The sequence below is a fragment of the Rossellomorea sp. ABR4_012 genome (assembly GCF_056159545.1).
The window spans coordinates 344,606-357,226 of the sequence record NZ_JBSWVK010000003.1; the positions used below are offsets into that span (position 1 = coordinate 344,606).

12 protein-coding genes are annotated in these 12,621 nt (G+C 43.4%); all 12 read left to right on the forward strand.

Translation table 11 applies throughout. From position 1 onward, the window contains the following. The first annotated feature begins 25 nt into the window (after nucleotides 1–25). The 12 genes from ACXAFV_RS14780 (at nucleotide 26) to eutC (ACXAFV_RS14835) (ending at nucleotide 12,614) form a co-directional block, all read left to right on the forward strand. Nucleotides 26–448 (forward strand): GNAT family N-acetyltransferase, encoded by a 423-nt coding sequence (locus ACXAFV_RS14780; protein WP_475127568.1) that lies wholly within the window; start codon nucleotides 26–28, stop codon nucleotides 446–448. A gap of 141 nt (nucleotides 449–589) precedes the next feature. Then, complete coding sequence (locus ACXAFV_RS14785) at nucleotides 590–1,450, forward strand: STAS domain-containing protein (protein ID WP_475127571.1); 861 nt, start codon at nucleotides 590–592, stop codon at nucleotides 1,448–1,450. 413 nt (nucleotides 1,451–1,863) lie between these two features. Further along, nucleotides 1,864–3,222, forward strand: coding sequence for an ethanolamine ammonia-lyase subunit EutB (locus tag ACXAFV_RS14790; protein WP_475127572.1), 1,359 nt, complete (start codon nucleotides 1,864–1,866; stop codon nucleotides 3,220–3,222). Between the two features lie 18 nt (nucleotides 3,223–3,240). Further along, nucleotides 3,241–4,095 carry an ethanolamine ammonia-lyase subunit EutC gene (gene eutC, locus ACXAFV_RS14795; RefSeq protein WP_475127574.1) on the forward strand — a complete coding sequence of 285 codons (855 nt, stop codon included), beginning with the start codon at nucleotides 3,241–3,243 and terminating at the stop codon, nucleotides 4,093–4,095. A gap of 138 nt (nucleotides 4,096–4,233) precedes the next feature. Next, nucleotides 4,234–5,664: a sensor histidine kinase gene (locus ACXAFV_RS14800; RefSeq protein WP_475127575.1), complete on the forward strand. Its 1,431-nt coding sequence runs from the start codon at nucleotides 4,234–4,236 to the stop codon at nucleotides 5,662–5,664. Further along, nucleotides 5,661–6,233, forward strand: a complete 573-nt coding sequence (locus tag ACXAFV_RS14805; RefSeq protein WP_475127577.1) for an ANTAR domain-containing response regulator — start codon at nucleotides 5,661–5,663, stop codon at nucleotides 6,231–6,233. Before ACXAFV_RS14800 ends, ACXAFV_RS14805 begins: the two co-directional genes overlap by 4 nt. 230 nt (nucleotides 6,234–6,463) lie before the next feature. Then, the gene (gene eutH, locus ACXAFV_RS14810; protein WP_475127579.1) at nucleotides 6,464–7,726 is read left to right on the forward strand and encodes an ethanolamine utilization protein EutH; all 1,263 of its coding nucleotides are present in this window, start codon (nucleotides 6,464–6,466) and stop codon (nucleotides 7,724–7,726) included. A 35-nt stretch (nucleotides 7,727–7,761) separates the two neighbouring features. After that, complete coding sequence (gene eutS / locus ACXAFV_RS14815) at nucleotides 7,762–8,103, forward strand: ethanolamine utilization microcompartment protein EutS (RefSeq protein ID WP_475127933.1); 342 nt, start codon at nucleotides 7,762–7,764, stop codon at nucleotides 8,101–8,103. 14 nt (nucleotides 8,104–8,117) lie between these two features. Then, nucleotides 8,118–8,618, forward strand: a complete 501-nt coding sequence (locus ACXAFV_RS14820; protein WP_475127581.1) for a EutP/PduV family microcompartment system protein — start codon at nucleotides 8,118–8,120, stop codon at nucleotides 8,616–8,618. A gap of 151 nt (nucleotides 8,619–8,769) precedes the next feature. After that, the gene (locus tag ACXAFV_RS14825; protein WP_475127583.1) at nucleotides 8,770–10,215 is read left to right on the forward strand and encodes an ethanolamine ammonia-lyase reactivating factor EutA; all 1,446 of its coding nucleotides are present in this window, start codon (nucleotides 8,770–8,772) and stop codon (nucleotides 10,213–10,215) included. A gap of 17 nt (nucleotides 10,216–10,232) precedes the next feature. Next, nucleotides 10,233–11,597 (forward strand): ethanolamine ammonia-lyase subunit EutB, encoded by a 1,365-nt coding sequence (locus ACXAFV_RS14830; RefSeq protein ID WP_475127584.1) that lies wholly within the window; start codon nucleotides 10,233–10,235, stop codon nucleotides 11,595–11,597. 12 nt (nucleotides 11,598–11,609) lie between these two features. Further along, the gene (gene eutC / locus ACXAFV_RS14835; protein WP_475127586.1) at nucleotides 11,610–12,614 is read left to right on the forward strand and encodes an ethanolamine ammonia-lyase subunit EutC; all 1,005 of its coding nucleotides are present in this window, start codon (nucleotides 11,610–11,612) and stop codon (nucleotides 12,612–12,614) included. Nucleotides 12,615–12,621 lie beyond the last annotated feature (7 nt).

Genomic DNA, 12,621 nt, shown 5'->3' on the forward strand with positions numbered 1-12,621 from the left:
TCATAAAAGAGATGCAGAACTGACGATGAATCTATTTAAGGAAACGATTAATGCCATTAATCTAGGGGACTATTCGAAATCACAAGTTGAAGTGTGGGCAAGCAGCATCACGTGTATAGAAATGATGGCGAATCGTTTAGAAGCGAGCATTGCCTATGTGGCCGTTATTGACGAGCTTATTGTAGGGTTCGTGAACATTAATAAGATGGGTGAAGTTGATTTGCTTTATGTTCATAAAGATTATCAAAGACAGGGGATAGGAGCCGGACTATTATCCAAGGTGGAAGACATGGCCGAATCGATAGGATTGATAGATCTGTTTACAGAAGCAAGCATTACGGCAAAGCCTTTCTTTGAATCCCAGGGTTATAAAGCAATAAAAAAGCAAATCAAACAAGTAAACGGTATCGACTTCGTCAATTTTTTGATGCTAAAAAAGAGGATTTGAACCCTGGTTTTAAAAGATATGAACTCCCGAAAGGTGATTGAGTTTTCAAAATTGTGATATTCAAGCCAACCACCCATGCTCCACATACGTTATGATAGAAATAAATGAAAAATATTATATAAAAAAAAGAGGGGTTCGCGGATGAATACTGAAAACGAGGCATTATATGAATTTATATTGAAAAATACAGATGAACTGACCAACACATGGTTTAAATCCAAAACAGCTTCAATAGGGAGTGTCTATTCAGAAAGTGCGCCTATTACCATTGAGGAGAAGCTTCGGGCTCAAAACAGGAAATTCATCATGACGATCGCTCAAATATTCAAACATCATGACGATGGAAAAAAGTATGAATCGATTAAACAATGGGCCACTGAAGTTGCCAAAGATCGAGTGTTAACGAATACTCCATTAAATGAAATCATTCGTCAATTCAAGTTGTTCAGACAAATCTATTGGAATAAAATCAATGATTTCACCCAAATGGATTCATCGAGTGTACCTCCAGCTCAACTGTTAGAATGGTCGAATCAATTCAACTTTGCGTTTGATACAGTCATCGAAGAATTTGTAAGTACGTATACAGATTTCCATCAAGCCACTCTTTCAGCACAACAAGAAGTGATCATGGAACTGAGTTCACCTGTCATTAAATTGACTCAATCAATCGCTGTCTTGCCTTTGATCGGCAATATCGATACTCATAGAGCAAAAACAATGATGGAATCAAGTCTCGAGCAATGCCAGGAGAAAGGTATAGAGTGCCTGGTCATCGATATATCTGGTGTGGCAATTGTTGATACAATGGTAGCAAATCAAATATTCTTGCTCGTATCTGCTTTAGATTTAATCGGGGTGAGAAGCATCATCACCGGTATGAGACCGGAAGTAGCTCAGACAGCCACACAGCTTGGACTCGATTTTTCAAAAATTACTATCTACTCAAATCTGGAGAGAGCCCTTGGAAATATTAAGGGGGTTTATGAGAGTTCAATTTGATTGAATGAAATCGTGTTAATATTGATAGTATATAAAATAATATTTATTTGTTTTTAACATTGGGATAATGTTATTCAACTTAATATAAAATTACAACAGTTATGATAGTTTGCTTGTAAATTGTGGGGTGTAAATATCCTTTGTCTTCAGTGAATGACCACAATTCGTAAGGACTCCGAAAGATAGGAGTAAAAAAGAATCTAGGGAATTCTTTTAAAAAAATCTTTTTTTTCTGAAAACTAATTGCTATAATGTTGATACAAGTGAAAATTAAATGGTGAAGGCGCCATAATAGATAAACTAAAGCTGGTTTATCTATTATGGCGCCTTTTTGTTATCATCCGGTGATTGTTAAAAACGCTTTCTGTTAAAACGCAACAGAAGCCTTAACTGTAGAAAGGTGGGAAACACATATGTATACATGTTCAGTCAAGAATGTACGATTTCAGTTTCGTTCTGTCAGCGAGGTGCTGGCAAAAGCGAGCGAGGAGAAGTCAGGGGACATAATGGCGAAGATTGCGGCGGAGTCATATTTGGAAAGGATGGCAGCAAAGATCGTATTAGGTGAGATGACGCTTAAAGAAATTTATGAAAATCCGGTAATCCCGTATGAGAAAGATGAGATTACAAGAATCATTTATGATGATGTGAATCAATTCATCTATAAAGAAATTTCGGGGTGGACAGTCGGGGAACTTCGCGATTACATCCTGGCTCATAAAACGGGTACCCCTGATTTATTCAGGCTTAGTAAAGGATTGACTAGTGAGATGATTTCCGCAGTGGCGAAGCTGATGTCGAGCATCGATTTGGTGATGGCCTCGCAGAAGATCAGACCGACGGCTCATTGCAATACGACGATCGGGGAAGCAGGCCGCCTCGCGTTCCGCTGCCAGCCGAATCATCCAACAGATAATCCAGAAGGAATCCTGGCCTCCATGAAAGAAGGGCTGTCCTATGGATCTGGGGATGCGGTGATTGGTGTGAACCCAAATAATGATTCAGTTGAATCGGTTTCAAAGATTTTACAAATGACGCATGATTTTATGCAAAAGTGGGAGATTCCGACCCAAAACTGTGTATTGGCCCATGTTACCACCCAAATGAAGTCACTGGAAAGGGGAGCGCCAATCGCGCTGATGTTCCAAAGTCTTGCAGGTACTCAAGAAGCAAATGATGATTTCGGGGTTTCAAAGGAAATTCTGGACGAAGCTTTTGAGATGATGGCTAAATACGGTACGTCTACTGGACCCAATCAGCTTTATTTTGAAACGGGGCAAGGGTCTGAAGTGTCTCTTGATGCCCATTCGGGAATCGACATGCAGACCCTGGAGGCACGGACGTACGGGTATGCCCGACACTGGAAGCCTTTCATGGTGAATAACGTGTCTGGATTTATCGGCCCTGAAACACTCTATGACGGAAGACAAGTGATTCGCGCAGACCTTGAGGATCTGTTCATGGGGAAATTACATGGATTGCCGATGGGGATTGCTCCTACCTATACGAATCATATGCAGATGGATCAAAATGATCAGGAAATCGGCGGGATGCTGACGGCCCTTGCCGGGGCTAACTTTTACATGGGGGTTCCTGGTGGGGATGATGTCATGCTCAGCTACCAGGATACAAGCTACCACGATGATGCAAGCCTGCGGGAAATGCTGGGGCTTCGTCCTCTGGCTGAATTCGAAGTCTGGCTTGAGAAGATGGGAATCATGGAAAATGGCAGATTGACAGAGCGCGCAGGAGACCTATCTATTTTCAAATAAGAAAGGAGGGGAATGAATATGGATATCCAAACGATTGTGAAACAGGTACTTGAAGAATTGGAGAAAGCTGAACCGAAGAATACTCCGTCTCAAGCGAATGAAGAGAAACAAGCTGGCAAGGACCACATGTATGAAAAACAAAAGGTGGTAAGGGTAGATGATCCTTTAGATTATGATGTGGTTGAGAAAGCCCGGTCCATTACACCCGCGAGAATTGGGATCGGACGGACAGGCACCAGGATGAAGACGAAGGAATACCTCGACTTCCGCATTGATCATGCCGCGGCTCAGGATGCAGTATTTAAAGGGGTTTCAGAAGAATTCCTGAAAAAAATGAAGCTGTCTGTCCTTCATTCCAAATCTGAATCGATGGATGAATATTTAATGAATTTGGACAGCGGACGCCAGCTTGATGAGGGATCAAGAAAATGGGCAGAGGAAAATCTATCAACAAATAAGCAAGTGCAAATCATAGTTTCCGACGGACTCAGTTCTACGGGGATAGAAGAGAATATTCCGGATTTGCTTCCGGCGCTGATCCAGGGCTTGAAGGGGAAAAATATTACACTTGGAGAAACGGTATTTATTAAAAGGAGCCGTGTGTGGATACAAGATGTTATCGCGAAGATTACCAAATGTGATGTGGTGATTTCATTGATCGGCGAGAGGCCTGGTCTCGCTACCTCTAAGAGTATAAGCGCATACCTTATTTATCGTCCTGGTGAAGATACAGTGGAGGCAGATCGAACGGTCATTTCCAATATACATGATGGGGGAATCCCCCCTGTGGAAGCAGGTGCTTACTTGGCTGATTTACTGGAAGATGTATTGAAGAATAAGGTCAGTGGAGTGGAGTATGCAAAGCTTAAGTAAGTTACTAATCGATAGAAAAAAGTTACTAATCTAGAATCTATTGACCTATAATATTATTTCTTTCCATTGACAACCCTAAAAAAAGAGAAATATAATGTTCTATATTCAGAATTTTCTGTATGGACAGGGGTTTTATAAATGGCAAACAATTCACTGGAATATTTATGCAGTATTCATACGGATCTATCTAAGGAAGATATACTAAAGATCCAAGAAATAGCGGCAAACCTTCCGTTGATGGCTGACTTGAATAAAGCCCATATATTTGTGGATTGCCTGACAAAAGAAGGAATGCATGCAATAGTAGTAGCAGAAGCTGCTCCAACAACGTCGAGATCGATTTATAAAAATACCGTGGCAGGAAAATTCGTCTATGAACCATTTGAGCCTTCCGTCTTATATACGTTAAGAACGGGTCAGCCCGTGTTTCATAATCGGGCGATCACACAGGAAGGAAAAACGGTTGAACAAAGTGTCGTTCCAATTAGAGGAATAAATGATAGCGTCATTGGGTCCCTGATTATGGAAAAGGATATAAGTGAACAGCTTCAGCGTCAGAGAAAATTGGAAGCGCTATCAGAGGCGACAGAAGCATTGAGTGAAATTCTCATCAGTGCGAGTGAGAGTCACCCTATTATCCCCGAAGTAATTGAAGAATCCCTATTCTTTATTGAGAAAGATAGCAAAATATTGTACAGCAATTCTGCTGCTTCCAATATGATTCAAGAGCTAGGGATGGGGGAATGTATCGCAGGTGATTTTCTGGTTCAATATTTTCCGGAGATAAAGGAAATTCTGCATTCTTCTGAAGAATTACTCGTGAAAGAAATTAAATTTTACAGCAATGTATTTAAGGTGAAGAAAATACAGCTTGGACAGTCTGATCGACCGAACGGAACATTTATCATCTTTAAGAACATAACAGAACTAAGAGAAAAAGAAAGAGAGTTGATTGTAAAATCAGTTGCCATTCGCGAAATTCATCATCGGGTCAAAAACAATCTGCAAACGGTGGCAAGCCTGCTGAGATTACAAATGAGAAGAGGTCTCCCGGAAGAAAGCAAAGTCCATTTTGTCGAAAGCCTGAATCGTATCTCAAGTATTGCATCCGTTTATGAAATCATATTGGCAAATTCGAGTGTAGACGATGTCGATCTTTATAGCTTGATTGAGAAGATCGGGAATATGCTGGTGTCGGAAACAGAGGATCATAAGATGATCTCAATCACATATTCCGGCCCTCAATTACTGATAAAATCGAGTAAAGCCGTGTCGGTGGCTTTAGTTCTAAATGAATTGATTCAAAATTGTATGAAGCATGCCTTCAAAAACATGAGTGAAGGGGAAATCGATGTGGTCTTCCAACGTAAAGAGGGAGACTTGGAGGTTCAGGTCATTGATAACGGTGAAGGTCTTTCACCCGGCTACAAGTCTTCACTTGGCCTGGATATTGTACAGATGATGATAGAGCATGACTTGTCAGGGCAATTTCTGATTGAACGAACCCAGACTTCCGGAACAGCGGCCGTGGTTAAATTTCCGTTAGAAAGGGAGGAGGCTCTTGTATGAGTAAACGAATCATGATCGTTGAAGATGAGTCGATCGTTCGCCTTGACGTTTCCATGATGCTAGAGGATGCCGGCTATGAAGTCATCGCCCAGGTTGGAGATGGTGAAAGTGCCATTGAAAAAGCTTTTTCATTGCATCCTGATTTGATCATCATGGATATCAAAATGCCGAAATTAAATGGCTTGAAGGCTAGTGAAATCATTTCAAAACGTACGAATATTCCCATCCTGCTTTTAACGGCATATAGTCAGCGGGAATACATTGATAAAGCAAAGCAGGCCAATATCATGGGCTATCTTGTAAAGCCGGTGAAGGAATCGAGCCTGATTCCAGCCGTTGAAATAGCCTTGCAGCAAGCAGAGAATGCCAAGGCCTTCAGACAGAAGGTAGAAGACATGAAAGAAGAACTCTCAGGGAGGAAAATGATCGAAAAGGCAAAAGGGCTGATCATGGAAAAGTTCCACTTGCCTGAAAATAAAGCCTACAACAAGATGCGGAAAATCAGCATGGATAAGCAAGTATCCATGGAAATCGTGGCACAGAGGGTTCTTCATAAGTATAAAAGTTAATCATTCATACAAGTGAATAAAAGAAGCGAGGGTGCTCATGCGGTTTGTGCATTTGAAACCGCAGGGCACCTTTATGCTTTTTTTAGGATTTGGCTCTGTTAACGAGGTATTGCAGAGGTAAATGCGGAGGGAATCTATCCTAAGCACCCTTTTTAAGAGCCAAGGATATATATTTGCAAAAGATCACCAAGGGGTATTCATAAATTTCATTTAAACAAGGGGGAAATGTTATGGAAATGATAGGGAATGTTGTGATTTACATCATCATGGCGTGTGCTGTGCTGGGTGCTTTTGCCGCCATCCGCAATAGTGATGACGGGCTGGGGAAGCAGTTTATGGAAGGTCTGCACGCTGTCGGTCACATTTTTGTACCTGCGGCGGGAATCATGGCTTCGATTCCTTACCTGTCATGGTTCATTGACAAGGTTTGCGGTCCATTTTTCGCAGCAATTGGGGCAGATCCTGCAATCGCAGCGACATCCATTTTAGCCACGGATATGGGAGGCTATCAACTAGCCGAGGTACTAAAGGAAACACAGGAAGGATGGATCATGGCCATGATTGTTGGATTCATGGCCGGGGCCACCATCGTATTTTCCATCCCAATGGGTCTGGCAATGCTTGATAAGCGTGACCATAAATATATGGCACTCGGAGTGATGTCAGGGGTATTGACGATTCCGATTGGTGCGCTTATCTCAAGTACGATCATTGCCTTCTCGAATTCAAATGTCCGTGATTTCATTTCAACTTCAGGAGAAGCGAAATTTCAATTTGCTTTAGGATATGGACAAATCCTATTGAACTTGAGTCCGCTTTTGATTTTCGTTGTTCTCATTGCGGTCGGGCTTTATTTCCTTCCTGACCTGATGATTAATGGATTCATGTGGTTTGGGCGGATACTGGATGCTGCGATTAAGCTAGTTCTCGTATTTTCAATCGTTGAAATTTTCACAGGTCTCTTTTCAACCGTATTCGGTGGCTGGGGCTTCCATCCAATCATGGCGGATGAAGCGGATCAATTCCGTGCACTTGAGACTGCCGGGTATATCGGAATCATGCTTGCCGGGGCGTTTCCGATGGTTTATTTACTTCAGAAATATGCAGGTGGACCGCTTGAAGCAATGGGGAGAAAAGTAGGACTCAGTAAAGAAGGAAGTGCAGGTATCGTTGCTACGATCGCTAATATTTTGGCCATGTTCAAGCTGGTTAGAACGATGCCTCCAAAGGATAAGGTCATCAATATTTCATTTGCTGTCTGCGCGGCATTCTTACTTGGAGATCACTTGTCCTTTACAGCAAACTTCCAGCCCACATTGATTCTTCCGATTATTGTAGGGAAGATTTCTGCGGGTGTAATCGGAATCGGTCTGGCTTATTGGCTATCTGTACCGAAAGCATTGGAACTTGAGAAGAAGGATCGTGCAGCGGGGATCATAGGTGAAGATGAATATTTAAATAAAGCTGAAGAGGATAAAGCGAAAGCAGTGTAAAATACTGCTGTAACAAACTAAGGGGGTGCCAAACAATCATGGATGAGAAGAAACGATTTATACAGGAGTTCGTACCTGGAAAACAAGTCACATTAAGTCATGTGATTGCTAATCCTGATCCGGGCATGTTTGAGAACTTGGGGATTCAGCAGGCAGGGTCCTTGGGGATTTTGACCTTGACGCCGAGTGAAACGGTCATTATCGCAGGCGATCTGGCTACAAAGGCAGCCGATGTGCATTTAGGATTTCTTGATCGATTTACCGGAAGTCTGGTTATTGTCGGAAGTGTTTCTTCTGTTGAAATGGCCATGGAGGAAATCAATCGTTTTTTATCAGAGACACTGCAGTATACCCCTTCAAAAATCACTAAATCATAAAGGGGGGATGACCTGTGAACAGACAAAATCGAGCCATGCTCATTGGATCGATCGGGGCTGGGAAATCGACATTGACGAATGCCCTTTTGGAAAGGAACGAAAGGGCTGTCAAAACCCAATCCTTAAACTATTCTGACTGGATTGTCGATACTCCTGGGGAATATACGGAGAATCCTTTTTATTATAAAAACATTATGGCGACTTCACTTGAAGTTTCACATGTATTGTATTTACAGGATGCCACCAGAAAGAAAACGATCTTCCCGCCTAATTTCAGTACTGGTATTAATAAGCTGCCAATCGGTGTTGTCACAAAGTGCGATTGTGATAAAGCCGATGTCGAAGAAGCTGTGAGACAGTTAAAAAGAGTGATTCCATCCGGACCCATCGTCCTTGCATCCGCGGTTACGGGAAAAGGGATTCAAGAGATCAGGGAACTAGTGAAATGCAAATCGCTTAAAGAGATGAGGGAATACGTATCCGCAACGACAGAACGGAACATCTTCTTTTTTTGAAACCCTTTACAAAATTCAAAAAATAGACTATATTCAAATTATAAAAAGATTTTCGAGCAAAGGCGCTCAATACAACCGTCAAAAAAATGACGGTTCGTATTGGGCGTCTTTTTTTACTTATTAAAAACTCTGGAGCAGGGGGTGAAAACCTTTGAAACGTTATGATCCTCAAAAAGAGGAGATTCTGAGTGCCGGGATCGATATTGGGACCAGTACCACAAAAGTCGTCATCAGTAAATTTTTTCTTATGAACATGGCTGGCGGCACCCACATGCCCCGCATCGAAATTATAGATAAAGAGATTCTTTACAGAAGTCCCATATTCAGAACTCCTCTTCAATCCAGAACCTCAATCGATATCGAAGCAGTCGAAAAGCTGGTGAAGCAAGAATATAAACAAGCTGGAATCAGCCCAAGTGATATTAAAACAGGGGCTGTGATCATCACGGGCGAAACGGCTACAAAAGAGAACGCACAGCAAATGGTCCACCATTTATCCGACCATGCAGGTGATTTCCTTGTTGCAACCGCCGGCCCTGATTTGGAAGGCATTGTCGCAGCTAAAGGTTCTGGGGCTCATGAATTTTCTAAGAAAACGGGGAAATCCATCGCAAATATCGATATCGGCGGCGGCACAGCAAATGTCGCAGTCTATAAATCCGGCAAGCTCTCGGGAACCTGTACGCTGCACATAGGCGGAAGGCTGATCGAGTTTAAAGGAGCCACCATCCAAAGCATCTCCCATCCCATTCGAAAAGTCTTGGAAAACTTAGGGCTGCCTCTCAAGGAAGGGGATAAACGGGAGGCATCAGAAATCAAAAGAATAACAGATTTCATGGCAGGCTCTATTGCTAGGATGTTGGATCGAAACCTATTAGAACACGACCTTCCCCTTTTGCTGGGGCATAAGCCAAATTGGCTGGAAGATATCGATTCGATCATGTTTTCGGGTGGAATAAGTGAATGCATCTATGCACTTGAAGCGTCAAATGCTTCTCAAGCACAATATGACGACATCGGAAAAATGCTGGCTGCTTCTCTGAAAGAATGTAAAGCGTTGTCGAAATGGGAGTGGGTGAAGCCAGTTGAAACAGTCAGGGCTACGGTTCTTGGTGCTGGAACGCAGACGACCGAAATCAGCGGTGCGACCATTCACGTTGAAAGCAGGGATCTTCCCCTGAGGAATCTCCCTGTCTATCAACTTCCATTCGGACATGATCTTGAAAAGGGTTTGAAACGGATACCCCAAGCAATGGAACAGGCATTGGAAGTCTATGATTCACAGCGGGAAGGCATCAATTTCGCTCTCTACCTGACGGAAATCCCCTATCTGGGATTCAAGGATGTTCAGACACTGGCACATGCCTTGCTCGACGCCATCAGAACTAAACCCAGACCAGGCCAGCCTCTTGTCATCGTCCTTGAAAGCGACCATGCAAAGGTTCTCGGTCAGACGCTTAAGACGTTGAACCCCACACAAATGGTCATCTGCATCGACCAGATCAATGTAGAGCACGGAGACTATATCGATATCGGGAACTTGCTTCAAACAAACGTGGTTCCTGTCGTCATTAAAACATTAACCTTCCATCATTGAGAAAGGAGGCGCGGGTTGTGAACCTTAAAACAACTTATTTAGGAACGGTATATCAATTTTCATCTTTAAAAGAATTATTCGCAAAAGCAAATGAAGAAAAGTCAGGCGACCGCCTCGCAGGAATTGCTGCTGAAACGGTTCAAGAAAGGATCGCGGCCAAGGAAGTGTTGAGCCAACTGACACTCGCTGAGATCAGGGAGCATCCGCTGCTATCTCCCGAAGAAGATGAAGTATCCCGGATGATTGAAAATCAGGTGAATAAACCGGTCTATGAATCAATCAAAAGCTGGTCCGTGGCTGAGCTGCGGGAATACATCCTTGAAGATACCACTTCAGGGGAAGATTTAAAGAGGCTGGGCAGAGGCTTGAACAGCGAAATGATAGCTGCGACTGCAAAGCTCATGTCGAATCTCGATCTTGTTCACGCAGCAAACAAGATTGAAGTCTTAACGAAATGCAATATTACGATCGGTTATCATGGGACACTCGCTTCCAGGCTGCAGCCGAACCATCCGACAGATGATGTCGAAGGGATGATTGCATCCCTAAAGGAAGGATTGGCATATGGGATGGGGGACGCTGTCATCGGGATCAACCCTGTCGACGATTCAGTCGAAAGTGTCAAACGGCTGCTTCACGCGACCCACAGATTTATCGATGACTGGCATATTCCCACTCAAAACTGTGTGCTTGCCCATGTGACGGCCCAGATGAAGGCGATTGAACAAGGAGCGCCGGCCGATATGATCTTTCAGAGTATAGCTGGTACGGAAGCGGCGAACCGTTCGTTTGGCATTACAGCTTCCTTGTTGGATGAAGCGAACGAAATGGCGAAGACGCTCGGGACAGGAACCGGCCCGCAGCGCTTATATTTTGAGACAGGGCAGGGTTCAGAGCTTTCAGCTGAAGCGCATTTTGATATCGATCAAATGACCCTTGAAGCAAGAAACTATGGATTTGCTGCCTGCTACGATCCGTTCATTGTGAACACGGTTGTAGGCTTCATAGGTCCTGAATACCTTTACAACAACAAACAAGTCATCCGTGCAGGGCTTGAAGACCATTTTATGGGGAAAATGCACGGCATCCCAATGGGAGTGGATGTGTGCTATACCAACCATATCAAAGCAGATCAGAATGACATAGAAGATCTCGGCGTTCTCTTGACAGCTTCGGGAGTTAATTTCGTCATCGCAACACCAATGGGGGATGATTGCATGCTGAACTATCAATCTCTCAGCTATCATGATGTCGCTGCCCTGCGACAAACAATGAAGAAGCGTCCATCCCCTGTTTTTGAAGAGTGGCTTGAGAAAATGGGGATCTACGAAAACGGCAAGCTAAGCAAGAGCGCCGGGGACGCGACCATTTTTTCACGATAGGAGTTGAAATGAATGAACCCTGAGCTTATAGAACAAGTAACTAAAATGGTGATAGAAAAGATCCAAAACCAGCAGCAATCAACAGAAAAGCACAGTACTGAGAAAGCTTCACCGGTTAAATTTTGGAATCTAACATCGACCTCTGAAAATAAAAGCAATTTTAAGCGTACACAGGATCAGTCCCGTACTGAAAGTGATGGAAAGCTGATTGAGTTCAACCGCTACACGGACTCAAACACAACAAACACCCTGAAAACAGAAGGAAACTCAATGGACAACAAGAACAGCGGCCATCAGGAGGAGGCTTCAGTCTCTGAAGAGCTTCAAGAACTGAAGGATAAGACTCCGGCACGGATCGGAGTGGGAAGGGCAGGGGTGAGACCGAAAACGAATACGTGGCTGAAATTTCGTTATGACCATGCAGCAGCCGTTGATGCTGTTTACGGAGATGTAAATGATTCACTGTTATCCCGCCTCGATTTATTTAAAGTAAACACCCTGGTCGAGGATAAAGAGATTTACATCCGGAGGCCTGATTACGGAAGGAAGCTTTCAGAAGAAGCGAAGCAGACCATTTCGGAGCGCTGCAATAAATCCCCGACCGTACAAATTGTTGTATCAGACGGCCTGAGTTCAAGTGCGATTGAAGAAAATGTGGAAGATGTCTACTTTTCATTGAAGCAGTCACTCACAAGTTTGGATCTAGATATAGGAACCTCATTTTATATCGAAAAAGGAAGAGTTGCAGTGATGGATGATGTCGGGGAACTCTTGAAGCCCAAAGTGGTGGTCTTGTTGATCGGTGAAAGGCCGGGTCTTGTCAGTGCGGAATCGATGAGTGCCTATTTGTGCTACGAACCGAGAAAAGGAACGATCGAAGCAGACCGCATGGTGATCTCGAATATCCATAAAGGCGGCATCCCTCCTGTAGAAGCGGGGGCATATCTCGGGACCGTCATTCAGAAGATTTTAAAATATGAAGCAAGCGGTGTATCGCTTGTGAAGAAGGAAGAATAGGAGGGGA

Excerpts from the sequence above, each read along its gene's own strand:
- ACXAFV_RS14785 (WP_475127571.1), top strand. The coding sequence starts at position 590 with ATGAATACTGAAAACGAGGCATTATATGAATTTATATTGAAAAATACA.
- ACXAFV_RS14790 (WP_475127572.1), top strand. The coding sequence starts at position 1,864 with ATGTATACATGTTCAGTCAAGAATGTACGATTTCAGTTTCGTTCTGTC.
- eutC (WP_475127574.1), top strand. The coding sequence starts at position 3,241 with ATGGATATCCAAACGATTGTGAAACAGGTACTTGAAGAATTGGAGAAA.
- ACXAFV_RS14800 (WP_475127575.1), top strand. The coding sequence starts at position 4,234 with ATGGCAAACAATTCACTGGAATATTTATGCAGTATTCATACGGATCTA.
- eutH (WP_475127579.1), top strand. The coding sequence starts at position 6,464 with ATGGAAATGATAGGGAATGTTGTGATTTACATCATCATGGCGTGTGCT.
- eutC (WP_475127586.1), top strand. The coding sequence starts at position 11,610 with ATGAACCCTGAGCTTATAGAACAAGTAACTAAAATGGTGATAGAAAAG.
- ACXAFV_RS14805 (WP_475127577.1), top strand. The coding sequence starts at position 5,661 with ATGAGTAAACGAATCATGATCGTTGAAGATGAGTCGATCGTTCGCCTT.
- ACXAFV_RS14780 (WP_475127568.1), top strand. The coding sequence starts at position 26 with ATGAATCTATTTAAGGAAACGATTAATGCCATTAATCTAGGGGACTAT.